Source organism: Blautia coccoides (assembly GCF_034355335.1).
GTDB lineage: Bacteria > Bacillota > Clostridia > Lachnospirales > Lachnospiraceae > Blautia > Blautia producta.
The window spans coordinates 5,391,491-5,414,136 of the sequence record NZ_CP136422.1 but is presented as its reverse complement, the minus strand read 5'-3'; the positions used below and the strand labels follow the sequence as shown (position 1 = coordinate 5,414,136).

28 protein-coding genes are annotated in these 22,646 nt (G+C 39.0%); 21 read left to right on the top strand and 7 right to left on the bottom strand.

Annotated features, from left to right (window positions below):
- Positions 1–47: 47 nt before the first annotated feature.
- The 3 genes from tnpC to tnpA form a co-directional block, all read right to left on the bottom strand.
- Positions 48–1,664: an IS66 family transposase gene (gene tnpC / locus BLCOC_RS24345; RefSeq protein ID WP_115622596.1), complete on the bottom strand. Its 1,617-nt coding sequence runs from the start codon at positions 1,662–1,664 to the stop codon at positions 48–50.
- A 142-nt stretch (positions 1,665–1,806) separates the two neighbouring features.
- Complete coding sequence (gene tnpB, locus BLCOC_RS24340; RefSeq protein ID WP_115622597.1) at positions 1,807–2,148, bottom strand: IS66 family insertion sequence element accessory protein TnpB; 342 nt, start codon at positions 2,146–2,148, stop codon at positions 1,807–1,809.
- A complete protein-coding gene (gene tnpA / locus BLCOC_RS24335; RefSeq protein ID WP_227225493.1) occupies positions 2,142–2,552 on the bottom strand; it encodes an IS66 family insertion sequence element accessory protein TnpA in 411 nt (136 codons plus the stop codon). Before tnpA ends, tnpB begins: the two co-directional genes overlap by 7 nt.
- A 253-nt stretch (positions 2,553–2,805) precedes the next feature.
- Between tnpA and BLCOC_RS24330 the strand changes: the two genes are divergently transcribed.
- The 7 genes from BLCOC_RS24330 (at position 2,806) to BLCOC_RS27835 (ending at position 8,085) form a co-directional block, all read left to right on the top strand.
- Positions 2,806–3,036, top strand: a complete 231-nt coding sequence (locus BLCOC_RS24330) for a DUF5348 domain-containing protein (RefSeq protein ID WP_115623626.1) — start codon at positions 2,806–2,808, stop codon at positions 3,034–3,036.
- A 1-nt stretch (position 3,037) separates the two neighbouring features.
- Positions 3,038–3,409: a plasmid mobilization protein gene (locus BLCOC_RS24325; protein WP_115623625.1), complete on the top strand. Its 372-nt coding sequence runs from the start codon at positions 3,038–3,040 to the stop codon at positions 3,407–3,409.
- Positions 3,402–3,701: a DUF3847 domain-containing protein gene (locus tag BLCOC_RS24320; RefSeq protein ID WP_115623624.1), complete on the top strand. Its 300-nt coding sequence runs from the start codon at positions 3,402–3,404 to the stop codon at positions 3,699–3,701. Before BLCOC_RS24325 ends, BLCOC_RS24320 begins: the two co-directional genes overlap by 8 nt.
- A gap of 278 nt (positions 3,702–3,979) precedes the next feature.
- Positions 3,980–5,449, top strand: coding sequence for a MobQ family relaxase (gene mobQ, locus BLCOC_RS24315; RefSeq protein ID WP_115623623.1), 1,470 nt, complete (start codon positions 3,980–3,982; stop codon positions 5,447–5,449).
- A complete protein-coding gene (locus tag BLCOC_RS24310) occupies positions 5,412–5,678 on the top strand; it encodes a hypothetical protein (RefSeq protein ID WP_131918439.1) in 267 nt (88 codons plus the stop codon). The genes mobQ and BLCOC_RS24310 overlap by 38 nt, the downstream gene beginning before the upstream one ends.
- A 116-nt stretch (positions 5,679–5,794) precedes the next feature.
- A complete protein-coding gene (locus BLCOC_RS24305) occupies positions 5,795–7,084 on the top strand; it encodes an IS110 family RNA-guided transposase (RefSeq protein ID WP_115623341.1) in 1,290 nt (429 codons plus the stop codon).
- A gap of 518 nt (positions 7,085–7,602) precedes the next feature.
- On the top strand, positions 7,603–8,085 hold the full coding sequence (locus tag BLCOC_RS27835; RefSeq protein WP_115623621.1) for a DUF6040 family protein: 483 nt from the start codon (positions 7,603–7,605) through the stop codon (positions 8,083–8,085).
- Between the two features lie 112 nt (positions 8,086–8,197).
- On the opposite strand, the gene BLCOC_RS24300 is transcribed toward BLCOC_RS27835, so the two are convergent.
- On the bottom strand, positions 8,198–8,545 hold the full coding sequence (locus BLCOC_RS24300; protein ID WP_115623620.1) for a hypothetical protein: 348 nt from the start codon (positions 8,543–8,545) through the stop codon (positions 8,198–8,200).
- Between the two features lie 82 nt (positions 8,546–8,627).
- Here BLCOC_RS24300 and BLCOC_RS24295 point away from each other — a divergent pair, with 82 nt between their 5' ends.
- Positions 8,628–8,864, top strand: a complete 237-nt coding sequence (locus BLCOC_RS24295) for a helix-turn-helix domain-containing protein (protein WP_330412129.1) — start codon at positions 8,628–8,630, stop codon at positions 8,862–8,864.
- 354 nt (positions 8,865–9,218) lie between these two features.
- Here BLCOC_RS24295 and BLCOC_RS24290 read toward each other — a convergent pair whose 3' ends face one another.
- Together BLCOC_RS24290 and BLCOC_RS24285 are read right to left on the bottom strand one after the other, a co-directional pair.
- Positions 9,219–9,452: a helix-turn-helix domain-containing protein gene (locus tag BLCOC_RS24290; RefSeq protein WP_115623619.1), complete on the bottom strand. Its 234-nt coding sequence runs from the start codon at positions 9,450–9,452 to the stop codon at positions 9,219–9,221.
- A 136-nt stretch (positions 9,453–9,588) separates the two neighbouring features.
- Positions 9,589–9,750, bottom strand: coding sequence for a type II toxin-antitoxin system antitoxin (locus BLCOC_RS24285; RefSeq protein WP_115623618.1), 162 nt, complete (start codon positions 9,748–9,750; stop codon positions 9,589–9,591).
- A 135-nt stretch (positions 9,751–9,885) separates the two neighbouring features.
- On the opposite strand from BLCOC_RS24285, the gene BLCOC_RS24280 reads away from it, so the two are divergent.
- Positions 9,886–10,590 carry a hypothetical protein gene (locus BLCOC_RS24280; protein ID WP_174717629.1) on the top strand — a complete coding sequence of 235 codons (705 nt, stop codon included), beginning with the start codon at positions 9,886–9,888 and terminating at the stop codon, positions 10,588–10,590.
- Positions 10,591–10,683: 93 nt separating this feature from the next.
- Here BLCOC_RS24280 and BLCOC_RS24275 read toward each other — a convergent pair whose 3' ends face one another.
- Positions 10,684–11,169 (bottom strand): helix-turn-helix domain-containing protein, encoded by a 486-nt coding sequence (locus tag BLCOC_RS24275; RefSeq protein ID WP_115623617.1) that lies wholly within the window; start codon positions 11,167–11,169, stop codon positions 10,684–10,686.
- Positions 11,170–11,348: 179 nt separating this feature from the next.
- On the opposite strand from BLCOC_RS24275, the gene BLCOC_RS24270 reads away from it, so the two are divergent.
- The 12 genes from BLCOC_RS24270 to BLCOC_RS24215 all read left to right on the top strand — a co-directional run bounded on the left by BLCOC_RS24270 (position 11,349) and on the right by BLCOC_RS24215 (position 22,638).
- The gene (locus BLCOC_RS24270) at positions 11,349–11,543 is read left to right on the top strand and encodes an ICEBs1 excisionase (RefSeq protein ID WP_115623616.1); all 195 of its coding nucleotides are present in this window, start codon (positions 11,349–11,351) and stop codon (positions 11,541–11,543) included.
- A gap of 33 nt (positions 11,544–11,576) precedes the next feature.
- A complete protein-coding gene (locus tag BLCOC_RS24265) occupies positions 11,577–12,632 on the top strand; it encodes a site-specific integrase (RefSeq protein ID WP_115623615.1) in 1,056 nt (351 codons plus the stop codon).
- Positions 12,633–12,634: 2 nt separating this feature from the next.
- Positions 12,635–13,033 (top strand): plasmid mobilization protein, encoded by a 399-nt coding sequence (locus BLCOC_RS24260; protein ID WP_115623614.1) that lies wholly within the window; start codon positions 12,635–12,637, stop codon positions 13,031–13,033.
- An 81-nt stretch (positions 13,034–13,114) separates the two neighbouring features.
- Positions 13,115–14,107 carry an AAA family ATPase gene (locus BLCOC_RS24255; protein WP_369847651.1) on the top strand — a complete coding sequence of 331 codons (993 nt, stop codon included), beginning with the start codon at positions 13,115–13,117 and terminating at the stop codon, positions 14,105–14,107.
- A 134-nt stretch (positions 14,108–14,241) separates the two neighbouring features.
- Positions 14,242–14,475, top strand: coding sequence for a complexin-2 (locus BLCOC_RS24250; RefSeq protein ID WP_115623613.1), 234 nt, complete (start codon positions 14,242–14,244; stop codon positions 14,473–14,475).
- 465 nt (positions 14,476–14,940) lie between these two features.
- Entirely contained in the window at positions 14,941–16,440 is a 1,500-nt protein-coding gene (locus tag BLCOC_RS24245; RefSeq protein ID WP_242998996.1) for a MobA/MobL family protein, read from the top strand.
- Between the two features lie 13 nt (positions 16,441–16,453).
- The gene (locus BLCOC_RS24240; RefSeq protein ID WP_115623612.1) at positions 16,454–16,831 is read left to right on the top strand and encodes a TnpV protein; all 378 of its coding nucleotides are present in this window, start codon (positions 16,454–16,456) and stop codon (positions 16,829–16,831) included.
- A 470-nt stretch (positions 16,832–17,301) separates the two neighbouring features.
- On the top strand, positions 17,302–18,789 hold the full coding sequence (locus tag BLCOC_RS24235) for an Eco57I restriction-modification methylase domain-containing protein (RefSeq protein WP_115623610.1): 1,488 nt from the start codon (positions 17,302–17,304) through the stop codon (positions 18,787–18,789).
- Positions 18,782–19,699 carry a BsuBI/PstI family type II restriction endonuclease gene (locus tag BLCOC_RS24230; RefSeq protein ID WP_115623609.1) on the top strand — a complete coding sequence of 306 codons (918 nt, stop codon included), beginning with the start codon at positions 18,782–18,784 and terminating at the stop codon, positions 19,697–19,699. The genes BLCOC_RS24235 and BLCOC_RS24230 overlap by 8 nt, the downstream gene beginning before the upstream one ends.
- A 194-nt stretch (positions 19,700–19,893) precedes the next feature.
- Positions 19,894–20,079 carry a hypothetical protein gene (locus tag BLCOC_RS24225; protein WP_115623608.1) on the top strand — a complete coding sequence of 62 codons (186 nt, stop codon included), beginning with the start codon at positions 19,894–19,896 and terminating at the stop codon, positions 20,077–20,079.
- 41 nt (positions 20,080–20,120) lie between these two features.
- The gene (locus tag BLCOC_RS24220) at positions 20,121–21,680 is read left to right on the top strand and encodes an ATP-binding protein (RefSeq protein WP_115623607.1); all 1,560 of its coding nucleotides are present in this window, start codon (positions 20,121–20,123) and stop codon (positions 21,678–21,680) included.
- Between the two features lie 34 nt (positions 21,681–21,714).
- A complete protein-coding gene (locus BLCOC_RS24215) occupies positions 21,715–22,638 on the top strand; it encodes a retron St85 family effector protein (RefSeq protein ID WP_115623606.1) in 924 nt (307 codons plus the stop codon).
- The last annotated feature ends 8 nt before the right edge of the window (positions 22,639–22,646 follow it).

Here is a 22,646-nt window from a genome sequence, read left to right as displayed (position 1 = left end):
TATAAAATTACCCCAGCCCTTTGCGAGTTGGAGTAATTCACTATAATTCACATGCGATTTTTGATAGATTGGAGTTTTTCACTCCAGGGTGCAAGCTCTGCGAGCTGAGCATCAGTCATCTCCTTCGTTGGACGATGATCCAGTAGAAATTTCAGATATTCGTAAATGTTCAGGGCGTGTGCCTTTGCCATTTCAACCATTGTATAGACTACAGCACTGGCATTGGCTCCTTCTACAGAATCACTGAACAGCCAGTTTTTACGGCCAACTGCAAACGGACGGATCGCGTTCTCGCTGAGATTGTTTGTGAAACTACAGCGACCATCCTCCAGATAGGTCTCCGCTGTTTCCCGCCGGTTAAGGACATAATTCACCGCTTTATCCATGCGGGTATTTCGGACTGGCTTTTGCTGCTCAATCCACGACCAGAAAGCCTCCAGAACAGGTTTTTCCTTCTCGAGACGCAGCTGCTTACGTTTTTCATAATCACCGGGATATTTTTTGTTAATGGAATCTTCTATGGCAAACAGGCGGTTACAGTACTGGACTCCCTGTACTGCTGGCTGGCTGTAATCATACTGTTTCCCTTTGGGAACGGCGTCGATAAAGTACCGGCGGATGTGTGCCCAACAGGAACATCGTTTGATATCCGGCAGGCTGTTGTAGCCCTGGTAACCATCCGTTTCCAGATATCCGTGATAGCCTTCCAGAAACTCCTTTGCATAGCTGCCACTCCTGGTTGGAGAATAGCCATATAAGATAATGGCGGAAAGACCATCTTCGCCGCTGCGGAACAGCCACATGAAGGATTGCGTCTGTGCCCGGCGATCTTCTTCCTTCAATACCTGGACTCTAGTCTCATCTGCCATTGCAAAACTGCGCTTCAGCAGTTCCCTGTGGAAGTAATCATACATTGGCTGAAAGTAATTCCTGGAGCAATAGATAATCCAGTTGGCCAGTGTCGTCCTGCTGAACTGGGCACCATACTGTCTCCAGTCTTTCTCCTGACGGTAAAGGGGAAGTCCATTGGCGTATTTCTGATACATCGTCCATGCAACGGTGGATGCGGTCGCTGGGCCTTTTCCTACCAGGGCCTGCGGAACCTGAGACTTTACGATCACAGGTTTTTCTGTGTCTCCCAATCCTTCCTTACAGCACGGACATCCATAACTCTGGCTGTAGTATTCGATCACTTTACATGTTGCCGGAATGAATTCCAGCTCACGGCGGACATACTCTTCACCGATCAGAACCATCTGCGTACCACAGACCGGGCAGACCTGATCTTCTTCCGGAAGAGGAATGACTACTTTTTCAACCTTCAGGCCTTTAAAAAGATCCTCATGGGTTGATTTCTTCTTGCGGGTATGCTCCCGGATCACAGTCTCTTCTTCCAACAGGGAAAGATCTTGTTCCACTTCCGCTTCATCAAAAAGGTGCTGTTGTCCCGGAATGTCATCGGTCCTTCTTTCGCTGGAAGAACCGAAAAGCTTTTTGGTAAGATAGTCCACCTGTTCCTGAAGGGCTTTTTCATGGCTGGTTTTTTCATCAATAACAAGACGGAGAGATCTGATCAATTCCGTCTGCTCAGAGATCATTGTTTTCAGTTGTGTTATGGTATCCTTCAGCTCTCGCAGCTGGATGTCTTTTGCACTGGAAGCCATCGTTTTCTCCTTGAATTTAACACCTTTATTATACCAGAAACACAGCCATTCCTAAAGGAAAACAAGTACTGAAAAACGCTGAATTTATAAGGAAACCTGACATTTTTCTGTGCAGGATTTTTACCAGGATCCAGATGCTTTTTTACTCTGCTTTGAGTGCTTTTGGCTGGTCGATATCAATTCCTGACATTAGCCAGTCGAACTCCCTCCAGGAAAGATTCCGGACTTCCGACTGCTTCCTTGGCCATTGATACCCGCCCCGGATAGACAACCGTTTATAGACCAGGACAAAACCATCCGGTTCATGGAACAGAGCTTTGATCCTGTCCCGTCTTCTTCCACAGAACAGGAAGAGCGCACTGGATGTCGGATCCATCTTAAGCTGGTCTTCGATAATGGCACAGAGACCATCGATCGATTTGCGCATATCGGTATAGCCGCAGACAATGTAGATTTTTTCGAGGCCGGAGATATCACCTAACATGAGGTCTCCCGGATCAGGCGGAGTGTCCTGGTGAGCAGGGCAGGATCGGCATCATTGCTGATGCGGATTGTTACATTATTCATGGACACTTCAATCGTATGTGAATTGTCAAGGTTCGTTTGGTGCATCTGCGATGCTATATGCTGTTCTGGAAGGTGATCCGAAACAATGTCAATGGGAACCACATCCTGTTTTGAATGCGCGATCCCACAATGACCATAATTCGGTGCCGGGATCTGATCCGCTGCTGCTTTTCTGCAGCGGCTGACCCAGTTATAAAAAGTGCTTACTGCGATATCGTTTTCACGACACCAGTCAGCATCTGTCATGCCGCTTTGGCGGCATTCATTGATAAGCCGGATCTGTTCCGCCATCGGAACACGGGCTTTGCGAGTAGTTGTCATAACCTATCCTCCGTAATTGTAGTGAAATAGTCTAAATATCTTTCATCTACAATTATAGAGGAAACCAGGAAAATAGAAAATCCGCAGGAATATTTGGCGCTTACGAACGATTGGGACATGAGGGTATTTCAGTAACATACACTTATTCCCACCTTTATCCATCAAAACAGAAATTCCTTGCAGACAGATTGAACGAGGACAGAACGACGGATAAGGAAGAGGATGAAGACAAAAACAGAAAGGAAGAAAATCAATGACAATAGGCAGACTGGGATATAATTATGAAAATGGCAGATACGGATTATTAGTTAGTGATTTATGGGCAAATGATGGATTTCATTGTGGTAAAACCATGGAAGTACTGATAGATGGTAAGTGGATTCCTACACGGATGGAAATGGCATGGTCAGAAAACGGAAATGAGTGGTATTTAGTCGGCACACCATATAAGGGTGATTTGGAATATGTGAAAGCGAGGATATAGCATGGCACAGATATTTCATAGGGCAACTCTGATTAGTGGAGTGGCCAAAAAAAAGAATGACAAAAATCGGAAAAGAAATATTATATTGAATTTCCGAGTGTCTGAAGAAGAAAAGAGACTGATTGAAAAAAGGATTGAATTGTCAGGGCTGGCAAAAGCGGATTTTCTGATAAAAAGTTGTCTTCACCAACAGATAGTTACATATGGAAATGTCAAGACATTCGGAGCAATCAGGAGCCAAATTGCGATTATAGATAAACATTTAATGGCGGTGCAAAAAGCAGATGAACTGGATTTGGAAGTGTTGGAATCGTTGAGAGCAATTTTAGATATTTTGTCAGGATTGGAAAAGGAGAAGGAGGAAAATGAGTAATCAAAGAAAAACTTACGAAGAAAGAATGGCAGAATTGGAAAAAAAGGAACAGGATAGCCTGAAAAAGGCTAAACAGTATTCTGCACAGAAAAAGGCATTAGACAGGCAGTTAAAGGAAATAGAACGGAAAAAGAGAACCAATAGGCTGTGTCAGATAGGCGGTGCGGTTGAATCAGTTTTAGGGTGTGCGATTGAAACGGATGATATTCCAAAACTCATAGAATTTTTGAACAGGCAGGAAAACAATGGCAGATTTTTCTCAAAAGCAATGAATAAGGGAAATGAAAGATAATGTTGGAATTGTAGTTTGCATGAAGGGGTTGCGGTTGCAATCCCTTCTCCGTTTTTAGAGAAGGGCGCACTTATATGTGGGCGAAGCCCACATATACCACTTCACTTTGTTCCGTTAGTCCGCTCCCTGAGAGGTCTTATGCAGACAGCACCATTTCATGGAGAGCGACTTTGTCGGTTTTGCATTATGCAAAACTCCTATGCGGACAGCACTCTTACGCAGAGTGCGGTCTTGCAGACAGCTATTGAGAAATTGAATATATTAGGAGGAATGATTATATGGCAATCTTCCATTGCTCCATCAAGATTATTTCGAGAGCAAGTGGGCGTTCTGCTGTTGCCAGTGCTGCATATCGCTCAGGAGAAAAACTATACAATGATGAAACTGGTATTACACATGATTTCATGAGAAAAGGCGGAGTGGTGTTTTCCGAAATCTGTATTCCTGATAATGCACCAAAGGAGTTTGGCAATAGGGAATATTTTTGGAATGAAGTTCAGAAAGTGGAAAAGCGTACTGACGCACAGCTTGCCAGAGAAATAGAAGTTGCTTTACCAAGAGAGTTTACAAGGGAACTACAAAAGAAATGTGTGAGGAATTATATCCAGGAGAATTTTGTTTCAAAAGGAATGTGTGCAGACTGGGCTTTACATGATAAGGGTGATGGAAATCCGCATGCTCACATTATGCTGACAGTCAGAGCATTTGATGATAAGGGGAAATGGATTGCGAAACAGAAAACTTCATTTGCCTATGATGAAAATGGACAGAAAATCCCAATCATAGATAAAGCTACAGGAGAGCAGAAAGTGCGAATCCGAGAAGGCAAGGGGACAGAAAAAATGTGGGTTAGAATTTCAGTTCCCTCTAACGACTGGAATGACCGTTCAAAAGCAGAAGAATGGAGAAAAGCATGGGCGACAGAATGTAATAAATTGTTATCGACAGATAAGCAGATAGATCATAGAAGTTATGAGAAACAAGGTATAGATAAAATTGCTACAGTCCATGAGGGAGTTGTTGCCAAAGACATTGAAAAAAATGGTGGAATATCTACCAAGTGTGAATTGAATCGGGAGATAAAAAGATATAACAGTATCCATGCAAAGGCGAAAGCATTAGCATTGGAATTTACACAAAGTATCATAGAAAAAGCGAGGTCAATAATCAATGGATTTAATGAATTTAGAAGAAGTAATTCAGATATTGGAAACACAAGAAAATATGCTGACAATTTTAGAAGAACAGCAAACAGAAATCGAGCAGTTGGAAATGATGAACTTACACTTGAAAGAATCGTTAGAGGAAACGACGCAGTTAGAGAAAGCATTGAACAAAGAAAATCAGATACTGAGATTACAGAACAGAAAATTAGTGGAACAGAATCAGATATTGAAAATACAAATCGAATCATTGAGGAATTTAAAGGGATGATAGTGGTAAAGGAGAAAGAAAAAAATGAGCGAGTTAGACAATTACTTAATCGAAGAAGCCGTACCCGGTATAGAGGAATTGCTGATGGAGAATGTGGAGCAAGCGGAACTGATACAGAGGCTCTTATCAGAGAAATCAGAGCTACAACAGATAGTGCAAGAGCAACAGTTGACGCTTCAAGAAATGAAAGAGAAAATCGTGAATTTGAACAACAGCGATTTACAACTAAAGGAAGCAGAACAGAAGTTGAGGGAAAGCAAGCTGAAGTTGGAAGAAGTGGCAAAACTAGAAAAGACTTTAAGAGAAGCAGATAGGCGCAGAAAGCAAATTTATGAAAAAAGTGTTAAAGAACTTACCCTGAAAGAAGCAGGTGTTAGCAAACGGGAGAAAGAAGCAAAATATATTATTGATTCCCAGAATAAGATTCTTAATGAAAAGGCAAAACAAATGACTGCCAGTGCAAGGGGGATTATGGAGAAACAATATAGAAAGAGGGAAAAGGCCTTATGTGAAACATACAAATTAAAGGAGCTTCTTGTATAATTCAAATATAAGGAATTCCGAGAAAGAAGGTTGAGAAAAAAATACCTCAGAGTAAAATAAGATTACTGACTTTGGACGGTTAGTAAAAAATCTTATTAAACAGTGAGGTACTTGAAATGAATTATAACACACAGAACGCAAAAATTGCATCTATTACGGAAAAGACTTTAATCGTTGGTATTGATGTGGGAAGTGAAACCCATTATGCAAGAGCTTTCGGCTGGCGCAATTATGAGTACTCAAAGAAACCGTTTGCCTTCAGCAACGATGAAGCTGGATTTTCCTCATTCAAAGACTGGATGGACGATATAGCAGAGAAACATGGGATGGAAGCTGTGATTCCGGGAATGGAACCAACCGGTCACTACTGGCTGAACCTTGGAGCGTACCTGCAGGAACAGGGAATGAAGCCGGTACATGTGAATCCGCATCATGTCAAGAAGTCTAAAGAACTGGATGACAATAATCCGAGTAAGAATGACCGTAAAGATCCAAAAACAATTGCAGGTCTGGTAAATGAAGGAAGATTTTCATATCCATATATTCCAACCGGGATTTATGCAGAAATTAGAAATTTGTCCAACCTTCGTATTCAGACACAGGAAGAGATTACAAGAATCAAAAACAGGATCGCCCGCTGGTTCAGCATCTATTTTCCAGAGATCAAAGACGTTTACAGGAATCCGGATGCAGTAAGCGGACTGATGGTAATCAAACAGGCACCATTGCCCTGCGATATCAAAGAGCTTGGCGTGGATGGTGTTAATAAGATATGGAGAGATGCAAGGCTGAAAGGCGCTGGGATAAAGAGGGCAACGACCCTGGTAACCGCAGCGGAGCACAGCATCGGAAATACGGAAGCACCAAGAAGTGCCAGGAAAGAGATCCGAAACCTGTTGAATGACTACGAAATATATAAGAATCGTATGGATGAACTTATGGAAGAGATAGAGGAAACACTTTCTGAGATTGCCTATATAGATAAGCTGATGGAGATCAATGGGATTGGAATAAAAACGGTAAGCTGCTTTATTGCAGAGGTTGGAGACATTGGACGTTTTGATAATCCAAAGCAGGTGCAGAAACTGGCAGGATATGCTATTGTCGCAGACAGCTCCGGAAAGCATAATGGAGAAAGTCGTATCAGCCACAGGGGAAGAAAGCGTTTGAGATATGCGCTGTATGAAGCTGCGATATCGGTGATTGGGAAAAATAAAGAATTTAAAGAGATCCATTGTTATTACAGGACGAGGGAAAAGAATCCCCTGAAGAAGATGCAGTCGGTGATAGCGGTGGCATGTAAACTGATCCGGATATTTTATACAATACTAACAAAAGGCATAGAGTATGACGGTCAGAAGATGTTAAGTGACATTGTAAGACCTAAAATGCAGCCAGCAGCATAAAGAGAAAGAAACAGTGAATCATGGCCGGTCTGAGCCTTTGAAAGGAAAGAATGGAAGGCTGAGGCCAGCCATGATAGCTGGAAGAAACAAGTAAATGGAATGTAACAGGAAAACGTCCACCGAGAGGTGCTGTTGCAGGAAAAAGTCAGTAATAAAAAAACAAAGAATGGAGCCAGTAGTCGGCAGGAATATTCACCAGAGGGCATGACCCTGTAAAGGAGCTGAGCTGACACCCTGGTTATGGACAGGCGGGACGAGAGAAGTTAGGACTCAGCAATGGTCTGATGATCCTGGTAGACATGGGAGGTTCGCTGCCGTAGATGGATGGGTACACACAAGGCCATGTAGAACGAAAAGAGAAGACGTTTTATTTTGTGCACCCAAAATCCACTACTTTCGTACCAGATACAGAGAAATGTCCATTCCAATGGTTCTTTCTTCTGAGATATTTATTGATGAAACATTAAAAAATCCTTGATTTTCAAGGAAAAAAGACTTGACTATATAGGGAGGTACAGTTGTATGTTCTAACTGTCGGTGGCTTATTATATAGCTTTTATGTAACGGCTCTAGCTGTTTTTACATCAAAACGTTTCAAGGCCGATTTTAAAGCAATTATCAAGGGGATATATAGCATTATGGGATGGGGATGGAATAACCTGCTTATTGGGGCAAATAAAGCGTCAAATATGTGTAAGAGTATACCGAATGAGAGTATTGCAACTGTATTACCATGGTTGGTGCGTTGTATAATTATTTTACTGGTGTTAGCCATAATATTTGGGACAATTGGTTGGTGCGTGTATAAAATTTTACAAATCTATAAAAGTAATTTTGCCGATAGGTTAAGCATGGTAGTATCGCTAATCAGTTTCTCATTGCTAGTATGGTTCGGAGATTATATAGGGAATGTAATGAAATGTAACCTATTATTGATTTTCATGATAATTCAGGTTGTGTATATTATAATTCGTATGTGTATGAAAAACCAAGAAATTTAAATATTACCCTTATACTAATGAGTTAGGGCTCTTCCGCAGTATCACATATGCTAAAAGAATGTATCCATGCGGAAGGCCCTTTTGTGACGTAATATTTATGGTTTAGTAATACTTACGGTATTGTATCCAAAAGAATGTATTCTATATGGTTATCATAGTCAAATATGATAGTCCGGTAGGGCCTTTTACCCCGTTTGATAGCACTTTTTGAAAAAAATAGTTCCAGTTTCAGTTTGGTCGGCGTTCCATTGATGTCATTATGTTTGGCGGCAATCATCCGATAGAGATATGGATTGTAGTGTGCCTTATAGACAATGATTTTCATGGTTGTTTCCCTAGTAGTGCCAGCGGAAAAACTTCTGCTGTTGAACTCCTCATAGTCCGGAAGTTTTGCATACCAGATGTACAGTAGAACGCCTACGATTATTAGCATGGTTTTTGTTATTTTCCTTTTTTTCATGATACACCCCTTAATAAATATGTACTTATTAAATAATAACTTAAAATATAGGAAATTACTATAAGGAAAATTATTATTTATAATGGTGGAAAGCAAAGGGGTAGATATGATGGCACATATTCACATGAGGATTATGGAATTATTGGAGGAGCAAGGTATTAGCAAAAATCAAATTTGTAAAGACCTGGACTTACCGAGAGGGAATTTTAACAAGTATTGCAGAGATGATTTTCAGCGGATAGATGCGAATCTTATAATCAAGCTATGCAGATATTTAAGCTGTGATATTAAGGACTTACTGGTTATCGTGGACGAATAGGCAGATAAAAATGAATGGTCGAATTGAAAAGACATTCGTTACCAAGTAGAAGAGATGTATCTTCTATACATGGTTAGTTTGCCGAACTGATAAACCAGGTTAGACAAGGTATAAATTTTGCGCATGATGGTTGCGTTTTGGTTACTAAAAATATAATAATATAAAAAAATACAAAGAATAATTGGAATATAAGCACATGATATGGGAGGAAAAGAAAGAAAAAACCACTATATACAGTGGCGCTTATTGAGTTTGAGTAACGGACAGAACCCCGGAAATGCTGATAAAATGGGCATTTCCGGGGGTGTTTTATGCCGTTTGGCTCTACTTTGGCTCTAATTGCAAAAAATTCCTTTATTTTAATAGTTCGTCATAGGTGGTTTCCAGACAATCACGGATGCCACGAAGCTGTGCGCCAGTAATATGCTGTATGCCACGCTCAATTTTCACTAAGGCTTCTCGGGTCATTCCGATATCTTTTAAATCCAGCACCCCAATCAATTCAGTCTGCCCGATTCCTTTTTCTAATCGTATTCTACGGATATTTCCCCCGATATTGATTCCTTCTTGCTTTATTTTCTGTTCCATCATTTTTCCCTTTACGTGTGGACTGAAATTAGTCCGTTTTCTCTTTATCTTATAAAGAAAAAATGATAGAATGGGACTAGAATGAGTCCACTAAAAGGGTAAGACGTTAGCAACAGAAAAAAATATGGACAAAATCTTATTTCAGAGTGCCATGTTTATGCTCATGCTGTGCGATTGCCTGTCGAATTAGATATAACACTTCTCCATTTATGGAACGCCCGTCAAATTCAGAAAGACTTTTTAGTTTCTTATGAGTTTCGGAATCAATGCGTAATCCCAGATGTTTATCTTTTTCCATAACATTTCCTTTCTGCTTGAAATAAGTACAAAACGAGTACACTGAGTAAGTACATTTTAAGTACGATGGGTAAAAGAATGTTACGAATGGACTTATTTTAAGTACACTATATTTTGTCAAAAAGGGGGAAAAAGTATGAGCGGAAAAGAAAAGCAATATTATCAAATTAGAAAGTGTCATTTGTGGATTGGTGTTGGAATTATACTGTCTATCATTGTGATTACATATTTTAGACAAGACTTGTTTGAGACATGGCAGCGTAAACAGGGAAGAGAGGATGTAGCCTATGAAGGAATCAAATCTGTTTTGGAAGATAATGGTGAGTGTTACCTATGTGGAAACAGTGACCGGAGCCTGATGGGATATTATCGGAAATTTGATACGGTTGGTTTAATATCGCTAAATGACTGGTATGTGGTGGACTTTGGTTTGAAAGAGTACGATGAACAGGGAAATCCTTTAAAAAGTGACAGCGCCCATACGTCTACCCAAATGACAAATACGGGTGAGGTGTCTATTATGACATCCAGTTCTCCTAATAGGGGAATGGCATCTATTAATGTAAGTCTGCCTGAGGATTACAGACCAGATATAAAAATGCTGCAGAAACATTTATGCCAGACGTGCTTAGATAAGATTATAAATTCATTGGAAACATCAAAATGGAAATATGAGAAAAAACAAGCGATTCCGCTGTGCTTAGTGGACTTCAAGACATTGGAGATTTATTCCTTACAAGACTGGCATGTAGGATGCTCTATAAGGGATTATTGGGTTGATATGGAATACGACGAAGAAAAAGTAGAGGTTAGTGCTTATTATCTTCCAACAAGGGAGTGAGCAGTAAATATTAGATTAGTCGACAAACACCGGGAAAACCTGTTGAGGGCAGCTCCCGGTGTTATTTTTTACTGGTTGTTTTTGGAATGGAATCTACTCGTTGGATTGGCGTTTAGACCGCAATGCCTTCATAGTCTCTTGGGCGGATAGACGTGGATAAGAGTTTTTCCATTCTTCATAATACGTTTCGGCTTTTTCTATATCATCATCTGAAGCATTCTGTACAGCCTTGTATTCTCTCAGCCATTTTTCTACGTCCGAGGAGATAGTAGAAAACTTGTCTTTAAATCTCAAACAGATTTCTCCATCAATTTCGCCGGGGATAACTCCGTAATTTTCCTCTAAATAAAAAAGAGCGTGCATAACTCCGACGTAGGATTCAAGATCGGGATTTGAAATAGCAAAGGGACTTACATCTAAGGATAGCGCAATTTTTTCTATTTGCTCTGCAGAAGGTGTCCGATTTCCCAATTCGTAATTTCTTATAGCAGGTTCGCTCATTCCGGCACGAAGTGCTACCTGTTTCTGCGTTAAGTTTTTCGCTTCTCTATATTTCTTTATTTTTTGACCGATTGTCATTGAAAATCCCCCTTATCAACTGGATAATATGCGCTCAGTGTTTTACTGAAGTTAATTATATCATATACAGTTCAAAAATGAAACAAAAACTATTGACAGTTCATAGATGAACTGATAATATAGAATTACAAAACAGTTCGTATGTGAACTGAAAAAATAATAAACAGGGAGGACACTATATGGAGAATGTGAAGAAAATGTATGTAACAGCAGAGGAGGCAGCGGAAATGCTTGGAATATCAATAGGCTATGCTTACAAGATTATTCGGGGACTGAATGAGGAGTTAAAGGCGAAAGGCTTTCGGACAATCTGTGGTAAGGTTCCGACAAAATACTTTGAAGAAAAATTCTATGGGTTAACGGTAGTGATGTGATAATTGCTGGTTATAGGAAAGGAGAGCGAATTTATGTCAGCAACAAGGGATGGAAAGATGTGGCGCTGCCAGTTCTATTATGAGGACTGGCAGGGAATACGCCATAAGAAGAACAAACGAGGATTCAAGACGAAAGGAGAAGCAGAGGCGTGGGAAAGAGATTTCCGGCAGCAACAGCAAAAGGATTTAGATATTAACTTTGGGAATTTTGTAGAGATTTATTTTAAAGATATGGAGCATCGTTTACGGGAAAGTACGATTATCAACAAAAGATATGTGTTTGATTTGAAGGTGACACCATATTTCAAAAATAAAAAGATGTGTGATATTAAGGCTTCTGATGTCAGGGCATGGCAGAATGCATTGATTAAAAAGGGATATGCGGCCACTTATCTAAAAAGTATAAATAATCAATTAGCGGCACTCTTTAATTATGCAACCAGATATTATGACTTGAGGGATAATCCGTGCAGAAAGGCAGGCAGTATTGGCAAGAGTAAAGCAGAGGAAATGGAGTTCTGGACAAAACAGGAATTTAAAGAATTTCTTCCATCCATGAATGAGAAGCCAGAAGCGAGAATGGCATTTTTACTTTTGTATTGGACGGGAATGAGAATCGGGGAACTTTTGGCTCTTACCTATGAAGATGTTGACTTTCATAATCGGGCAATCACGATTAATAAGTCATATCAGCGCATCAAAGGTAAGGATATGACTACACCGCCTAAGACACCGAAAAGTAACCGGAAAGTGACAATTCCACCGTTTTTGGTGGAAGAATTAAAAGAGTATTGCAGCGTGCTTTATGGGATTACAGCAAAAGAAAGAATGTTCCGTTTTACAAAATCCTTTATGGAACATGAGATGGTCAGAGGGATAAAGGAGACAGGTGTTAAACGTATCAGATTGCACGATCTAAGGCATTCTCACGCATCATTGCTTGTGGAGATGGGATTTCAGCCGCTGGCGATTGCAGAGCGATTAGGGCATGAGAAAATTGAAACCACATTAAGCACCTATTCACATTTATATCCCAATAAACAGTTGGAACTGGCGGATAAGTTGGAAATTGCCAACGGAGAGGAGTAAGTATGAGCGGAGTACACAAATACCCAACAATTAGTTTTCGTATATCCCCAAGAGAGCGTGATGAAATTGAAGCGAAGATTATAGCCAGCGGTATGCAAAAGAAAGATTATTTTGTCCGTTCCTGCATTTACAACAGAGTGTGCGTAGTCGGGAAAAAAGAAGTGATTTATCGGTTGGTAGAGGAATTACAGCTTATACAGGCTAATATCGCAGACGTTGTGAGTCAGTTTGAACAGCAGGAAGTCACATTATCGGAGGACGGGATTGAACAAATGAAGAACGATTGTCTGGATATGCTCAAAGCTATTTTGTGGATGTTAGATGGAGCGAAATATCTATGGAAGGAAACAGAAGAAAACAATGGAAAAAGTCCCAACAGCGGCAACTGTCAGGACTTTTGATAACGGAATATTCTCTGCTATCAATGTATCTACAATGCAAGTATAGCAGAGGCTTTCCAGAGTATCAATAAGATTTTGAGAATGGAGGACTTTGTGGAAGAACAGAAAACAAAATTAAAATTAATCAGAATGTCAGAAATAGAATCGCAGAAAATAGAATGGCTGTGGTATCCGTTTATTCCGTATGGAAAGCTGACAATCATTCAAGGCGATCCCGGAGATGGAAAAACCACGTTGGTCTTGAATATAGCAGCTAAGTTATCAAAGGGAATTGGTATGGATGAAACCATGCAGATATTGGAGCCAATGAATATTATCTACCAGACCGCAGAGGATGGATTGGCAGATACAGTCAAGCCAAGACTTGAAGCGGCAGGAGCAGATTGCGAGAAAATAGTGGTTATTGATGAAAGTGAAAAATCGCTTTCTATGGTGGACGAAAGGCTGGAAGAAGCGATTATTAAGACGAATGCCCGGTTGCTCATTTTAGACCCGATACAAGCCTATTTAGGCGGTGGGATGGATATGAACCGGGCGAATGAAGCAAGGGATATGACAAAGAAGCTGGGACTATTGGCAGAGAAGTACAAGTGCGCCATTGTTCTTATCGGTCATATGAATAAGGCAGCAGGAACCAAGGCGGCATATAGAGGTATGGGTTCGATTGATTTCTTTGCAGTAGCAAGAAGTGTTCTGCTGGTAGGCAGAGTGGAAGGACAGGCAAATATCAGGGCGGTTGTACAGATAAAAAATAATCTGGCGCCATTTGGACATCCTAAAGCCTTTGGATTGGAAGAAGGCGGTTTTTGTTGGTTGGGTGATTATGAAATTACAGCCGATGAATTACTTGGGGGATTAGCACCTAGAGCAAACAAATTGGAGCAGGCAAAGCAGTTGCTTCGGGAACTGGCTGAAACCAATAATGCCATGCAAAGCAAAGAGATTTTTAATCTGGCTGATGAACAGGGTATTTCTAAAAGGACATTGGAAAATGCCAAGAAGGAACTAAAAATCAAAGCCAAGAAGATCAACAATTCATGGTATTGGGAACTGGATAATATACAGCCACAATAGGGAAGAACGCAACAATGCAGACTGTATATAAATTGCGGAGATGGGTATTGCAAGGTTGCAAAGATTATAGACATTGCATTGTTGCGGACTTGAACGAAGATAAGCAGTCGTCCGCTTTACAAGGAGAATGAAAAATGAAGCAGATACAGATACCGGAGGAATTATTTATATTGTTGATGAAATACCACCTACTCGATATGGAGGAGGTGCAGCCAGAGATTGAAAAAGGATTGATGGATAAGATGGATTCGATTACGATGCGGTTATTATATTCCAAATATAAGACTGCACCGACAGAGGAGGAAAAGCAAAAAGCCAGACAGGAATATCTGGATAAGCGTGGAGTACCAGAGAGTTTCCGTTGGTAATTTCTTCTTCGGTGATATTAACAGGAGCGTGGCACGCCCCTGTTTTATATAGACAAGAGGAAATGTTGGATGTGAAGCCAGAGGAGTATAGGTATTGAACAAGGAATTTGCAAAGTGTTTTGTTCCTAAAAGTCTTGGAAACGAGCATGTAGAATGGGCGGATACGCCCAAGATAAGATCACGAGTGATAGCAGCTCTTAATGTTTGGTAGCTTCTAAGCCGCTTCGGCGTTTGAGAAGCGAAATACACCCATCGCACAAACTTCGTTTATGCTCCGGGTATTTCGCTCTGCCGAGGGCACTAAGTGCCAGTGGCACTTGTTAAGTGCGGGCCAAAGCGTAGACCTTGTGCCGGTGACAGTATTGAGTTCGTAAACAGGTGTCTATGCACCTGCTCACAGTGGCAGATGTGTTACGATGCAGTTAGAAAGAGGTGTTGCTAATAGCAAGAAATTCATTTATACAAATGTCAAAATTGACAAATTTGATGGGAAGAATCAATTACATTTCCAGCCATGCAAGACAGGAGAATCTTTATGCAGTTTATGAAACTACAGATAGAAAATTCTGGAGGGAATTGGCGAAATGCAACCAAGAGGAATTTATTAAAAGTGGAACAGATGGAAAGTGTATTGAATCCAGAGAATTAATTATTGCTCTGCCAGAGAGTTTCGTGGATTATAACCCAAGTGTGCTATTGGAAGTATTTACGAATCATTTCCGTCGGAATTATGGTGTGGAGTGTATCTCTGCATTACACCATAATAAACGAAAGACCAATTATCATATCCATCTTATCTTTTCTGAACGGAAACTGTTGGAAAAGCCGATAGAAAAGGTTGCCACCAGAAATATGTTTTATGATGAGACTGGCAGGCACGTTAGAACTAAAAAAGAAATATTGGATGGCAACGGTCAGATAAGAGAAGGATGCAAGATTATTCCAAAAGGCGAGGTATATGAGCGGAAATTATTTACCATAAAAGATAGTCGATTTAAAAACGATAGTTTTCTGGATGAGGTAAAGAAATCCTATACGGAACTTATCAATATTTACGTTAGAGATGACAAGGAAAAATTAAAGGTGTTTGACCGCAAGAGTGCCTATCTTCCGATGAAAAAGATTGGAAAGAACAATCCGAAAGCAGAGCAGATGGAGGCTGATAATTTACAGCGGCAAAAGTGGAATCAGACCGTTGATAGGGCATTGATCAGCGGAGTGCCGGAACAACAAATTATTGAGGTCAGAAAGGTGCAAATTGCTGGAAAAGTCAGTCAATCTATTGGGTGGTCTGGCAGTAGACCAGAACTGTTTGCTATTATCATAGAAATGGCAATTCGGGTGTTGGAACTACTTATTATGCAGATTATTGACTTGTCCAAGAAGTTTGTTGAAAAAGCAGATGCGGTTTCAGCGAAGCTTGAGATAGTACCCTCTGTGAAGCAGGCTGGGCGGTCAAAAGAAGTGGTAAAGGTATCAGAGGAAGAAATCCCGGCTAAACCGGAAAAGTCTGTTCGTGCAGCGGAATATCCAAGATTGGAAACGATTTATGTGAAGTTACAACAGCAGAATAGGGAAATCTCACAGAAAGAGCAGAGACTTAGAAATCTGGAAATGGAATTGCAGGAGTGCAAAGGTATTTTTAAAGGGAAAAGGCGTAAGGAATTACAGGGAGAAATTAAGGAGACAAGGGAGCAATTAGAGCCGATGAAACAGCGATTAGCCGATATTGTCACATCATGTGGCTATCAAAATGTGAGGGCATTTCTGGTGGAACATGAGAAATCAAGAGCAGAATATACGTGGTACAGGCAGGCGGTTAGTGACTGGGAACAGACATATGGTGAAGGCAGAAAAGAACAGCCGAGAAGCGTTCGCGCAAGGCTAAAACAGCATGAAGAACAGATAAAACAAAGAGAACGCAATCGTAGCTCTGTCCAGAGAAGGGATAGAGGGGCGAGATAGGAGGAGAGGTCAGATGAAAAAGCACATTGTTGGAGAGAATAGGATTAGTTACAGGTTGGGAGAAGATGGGGTGTATTATCCAGAATTGGGGTTGGCGGAGGGGACGGATTATCCGCTTGGGAAGTATGGGCGTATGAGGAGAAGATATTTGCAGGAATATCGGGAAGTAGAATATCTTAGATTACTTCTAAATGGTGGTCTGAATGAGCATTTATACGATGTAGATGTGGAGTGTGAGCAGCGGATAGAGATGCTGATTAAGCAGATGATGGAAAGGTGGGGTGTGACTGAACAGCTTAAGGCAGAGAATCAGATGGAATGGGTTGGAATGATGAATAATATTAAGTGTTCAGCGGTAGAAATTGTGTTGAAGGAAATTGTATATCGGTAATGTGGATACGGAGTGGGGAACTGCTCCGTATTTTGTGATAAAAGAGATGGAAAAAAACGATAAGAGATTGTATAATAAAGGAGGACGTATCAATAAATTTTGTGTGAAAGACGGGTATAATGCATCAAGTGTTTGATATATGATTTGGAGAGAGAGGATAATATAAGTTAGAATGTATTGGCTTGCAGAGCAAGGGTTAACACCAAAGAGAGTACTTCTTGTTGCAGTACCGCTTATTATATTTTTTTTTGATGGAACACATAAAACGAGTTTTTGAGAAAAAAGGGGATAAGCATATGGGGAAAATGAAGGATACTTTTGATGCACTAATTGTAAACTTGGATTGTTTTATTGATTTAAGCGGTAATATGGCAGGGAGTGCTCTGCTAGCCAATGTGTTCTAAGGGATAGAGTAAAGTAAGTCGCAAGTATTTATTTGAATACATATTCAAAGTGAAGGAGTTGCAGCAATGATAGATGGTATTATTGAACAGACCAATTTATATATAGATGAAATGCCTAAGAAGGAAAGAAAAAAATATGGGCAATTCTTTACGAGCAAAGAAACAGCAATGTATATGGCTAGTTTGTTTTCGATTGCAGAGGATAAAGATACATTAACAGTCCTTGATGCTGGTGCAGGGTCAGGTATTTTGTCCTGTGCTCTTGTTGAGGTAGTGCAAAGCAGGAAAGTAGTGAAGAAAGTAAGTCTTACCTGCTATGAGACAGATAATAATATTTTGGATATATTGAGAAATAACCTAGAGTATATAAAAAACAATGCAGAAATAGAATTTGAGTATGAGATTATAACAGAGAATTATATTACAAGCCAATATCTGGACTTTAATCATATGATAGGTGGAAATCCAGAGCCTAAGAAGTATGATGTTGTAATCGGTAATCCACCTTATATGAAAATTCCGAAAGATGCACCGGAAGCAACTGCAATGCCAGAAGTATGTTACGGAGCACCAAACCTGTATTTCCTGTTTGCATCAATGGGAATTTTTAATTTGAAGTCCAATGGAGAAATGGTATATATTATCCCACGTTCATGGACTTCGGGCGCATATTTTAAAAAATTCAGAGAGTATTTTTTGACAGAGAGTAAGCTGGAGCATATTCATTTATTTGTTAGCAGGAATAAAGTGTTTGACAAAGAAGATGTTTTGCAGGAAACGATTATTATCAAAGTGAAGAAAACGCAGATTCAGCCAGAAGAAGTGGTGGTTACATCTTCACAGAGCAACAATGACTTTGAGAATGTAACGGAATTACGAGCGCCTTATGGCGTTATTGTGTCGGGGGCAGACAAATATGTATATTTGGTTACAGACCAGAATGAAATTGAGGTTTTGGAAAAGCTGAACAGGTTGGGGCATACCTTACCAGATATTGGATTAAAAATGAAAACAGGTTTAACAGTAGATTTTAGAAATCGTGATATTTTGAGGGATGAGAGTGAGGAAGGCGCAATTCCATTATTTTATTCACAGCATATCCAAGATGGTATTGTGAGATTCCCTATTAACAAAGAGCATGAGTATGTTGTTACAGATCAAAAAGGATTGAAGCAGCAAAATAAGAATTATCTATTTGTAAAGCGATTTACAGCAAAAGAGGAAAGACGGCGATTGCAGTGTGGGGTATATTTATCTAAGAAATATCCGCAATATGATGTAATCAGTACACAGAACAAGATTAACTTTATTGATGGGTTGGCTACAGAACTGTCAGAATGTGTGGTTTATGGATTGTATGCTCTCTTTAATTCTACGATTTATGATTCTTATTATAGAATATTGAATGGTTCTACACAGGTAAACTCAACAGAGATAAATGCTATGCCTGTTCCAGAGTTAGGGATTATACAAGAAATAGGCAGAAAAATCATAAAAACAAAAGACTTGTCGGAAGAAAATTGTGACAAGATATTGGAGGAATATTGTGGGTAAAGTAGAGGAAGCAAGACAGCTATTAAAAGAAATTGGCATGCCAGATAAACAGCAGGCAGATTTATGTTGTTATGTTTTATTAGCAATGGCTAATGTGAAGGAAACAGATTCATGGATATTTGCAACGAATGAATGGATACGAATCCATGATATGATTCAGTTTATTGGCGATAATTATGGGGTGACATATGCTGAAAATAGCCGTGAGACAATCAGGAAGCAGGCGTTGCATCATTTTAGGACAGCAGCATTGATTGAGGATAATGGGAAGGCTACAAATAGTCCTAATTATAGGTATAGGCTGACAGCAGAGACGCTGGAGATGATTCGCAGTCTTGGCGGGTATAAAGCTGATGCAACAATTAAAAGATTTATTACATACCATGATAAGCTGATTGAAACTTATGCATCTAAAAAAGAAATGACAAAAATGCCAGTTAAGATTAATAATGAAGAGTTCACATTCTCTCCGGGAAAACACAATGAATTGCAAAAAGCAATTATTGAAGAATTTGCTCCGAGATTTGCCCCTAATTCGGAATGTCTTTATGTGGGGGACACCATAGAAAAAGATTTGGTTAAGAATGTTAGTAAGCTGCAGGAATTAGGCTTTGAGATTACGTTGCACGATAAAATGCCAGATGTAGTGTTGTATCGAGAGGATAAGGACTGGATTTATTTTATTGAATCGGTAACATCTGTCGGTCCGATGGATCCGAAACGTATTATTGAAATTTCGGAAATGACGAAGAATGTAACTGCTGGAAAGATATTTGTGACAGCTTTTCAGAATTTTGCAGCATTCAAAAAGTTCTCAGATAGTCTGGCTTGGGAAACTGAAGTGTGGATTTCAGAGATGCCAGACCATATGATACATATGAATGGTGATAGGTTTATGGGACCGAGATAGAGTATAGACAAAAGGAAGGTAAAATGAAAACTTACTATATATATTTAGTAAAATGGATGATGATTTTGTGCTATAAAACTTTGGGAATTTTAAGTATGTAAGACTTTTCCGATAACGAAGTTGCTGCTATTTATGCACCAATGGCACAAGGAAGTTATGGTTACAAATTTCAAAATCATCATCTAGAGAAGGACATGATTGAATTATCGTATGTAGAAGGATTGCCAGAAGAGGCGAGTTTAAATATTGATGGCAAAGCATTGCATTACAAAAGATTTGGAGATGGTGCGATAATTGTGTTTATAATTGCTATTTTGAAGAAAATCATGAAATTTTCATATAAAGCTTGGTTTATGAGTGGGAATATAACGGTAGTATAATGTTTTGCTGAAATATATGATAGCGTGGGAGAAGATAAACAATGAAAATACATTCGCTAAAAATAAAAAATTTTCGTGGATATCGTGATGAGATAGAGATTACATTTGATGATTTAACTGTGTTTGTGGGAAGAAACGATATCGGAAAATCAACCATACTTGAAGCACTGGATATATTTTTTAATGACGGAAAAGGTGTAGTTAAAATTGATAAATTAGATGTGAATATTGCTGAAATCAAGACGGGGAATCAAGATATTGAGATAAGTATTTGCTTCTCGGAACTTCCGGTAAGTATAGTAATCGATTCAACGATAGAAACCTCGTTACAAGATGAGTATCTTTTAAATGAAGAAGGATATTTGGAGGTAAAAAAGAGATATAAAAATGGTGGTGCTGCAAAAGTATTTATTGAAGCAATCCATCCTACAAACAGTAAATGTTCGGAATTGCTACTAAAAAAGAATGCAGATTTAAAGAAGATTGTGCGCGAGGAAAAAATCGAATGTGAAAATCAAACAATCAATGCAGAGTTAAGAAGGTCAATTTGGAACTATTTTTCGGCAGATTTGCAACTGCAAAGTTCAGAAATTGATGCTTCAAAGGAAGATGCAAAGAAAATTTGGGAAAAACTATCATGTTATTTACCGGTTTATTCTCTGTTTCAGTCAGATAGGAAGAATAGTGATGGAGATAATGAAGTTCAGGATCCGTTGAAAGAAGCTGTTAAACAAATATTATCAGATGATGAGTTGCAGGAAACCTTGACTTCTGTGGCTAATGAAGTTCAGGAGAAACTTAAAGAGGTGGCAAATCGAACATTAGAAAAATTAAGAGAAATGGATTCTTCAATTGCGGATAGTTTAAACCCAGTTATTCCGTCTACGCAAAGTTTGAAATGGCAAGATGTTTTTAAAGGGGTGTCAATATCAGGAGATGAGGACATTCCGATCAATAAGAGGGGGAGCGGCGTAAAAAGATTAGTTCTGTTAAATTTTTTTAGAGGAGAGGTTGAAAGAAGATTTAATGAAGGAAATAACACTGGGGTAATATATGCAATTGAAGAGCCGGAAACGTCACAGCATACGGACAATCAGAGGAAACTAATTGAGGCACTAAAAGAATTAGCTTCAGGTCAAAATGTTCAAGTTATACTCACAACCCATAGCTCATTTATTGTAAAGCAACTAGAATTTTCAAATCTCAGACTTATTGTTGGAGACAATACAGAAGATAATAAGATGATTAAAGCAGTGTTGCCAGGACAATTGCAGTATCCATCGTTGAATGAAGTGAATTATGTGGCTTTTGATGAGATTACAGAAGAGTACCATGATGAGCTATACTCATATATTGAATTTCAGGGGTGGAAAAATACTTATTTTGCAGGAAAACCTACACGACTTTATCATAGACAGATGCCGAATGGAAGTACACGAGATGAACAAAAAGTGCTAACTGAATATATTAGACATCAAATTCACCATCCAGAGAATCACTTGAATACCAAATATACAATAGAAGAATTAAGACAGTCTATTGAGGATATGAGGGCATTTATTCAAGAGATAGTTGCAGAACAAGGAATTGTTGAACCATAAAGAAAATTCATTTGTGGAAAATGAGGTCTCATAATTGATTAAAGAAGAAAACGTAAGACTAAATAAAGACATACATAAAATCATTAAAGATATTTATCAGAAAATTTATTGTGAATTTAAGGAACAGTATATCGTTGTATTTCTTTGTGGTGGGGCGAGTAACAATAAACATAAATCATTAAGGGATAAAGTGCGAATATTGCTAGAAGATGAAAGAAAAACATATTGGAACAAACCGTATAAAGTATTTTATCCAGAGGATTTGTTGATAGAGGTTTTAAATAAGACGAGAGATGCGGATTTGTTAAGTTATGAGCAATTTTTGGCAAATAATTCACATATGATAGTAATTGTATGCGAGAGTCCAGGTGCATTGGTAGAATTAGGAGCTTTTACAAACAATGAATATACAGCGGATAAGGTTATAGCTGCAATAGATAAAAAACGGTCAAAGGATAAGAGCTTTATTATGTTAGGACCGATAAAATATTTAAAAAAAAGAAATAGACTCAACGTTATTGAATATGGGCAAGAAGAAGTGGAATTCACAAAACGCTTGTCAAAGAATATAAGAGAGAAAAACAGATTGAGTAATCTAAATAACAACATGCTGAACTTATCAACAATTGTAGGAATGCATTACTTTATTCAGCTGACTCTCTATTATTTTAAAACGTTAAATTCAAAAGAACTCGTGGAAGTGATAGAATATATTTCTACAGAAGAGAAGATTGAATATAAAGACTTTAAGGTGTTGTTTAATGCAGCTTTAAAATTGCTTTTTGAGGACAAACAAATTGTCAAGATAGTAGGAAATAGATATTCGTCATATAAATTAACTCATAATGGTTTTGAATCCATGAAATCGATGATAACAGATTGTACAAGTGCTGAAATATGTGATAAAATAAGAATCGAATTAATGCATACAAAATTCTATAAATCACCTCATTCTTAGAATTGTTG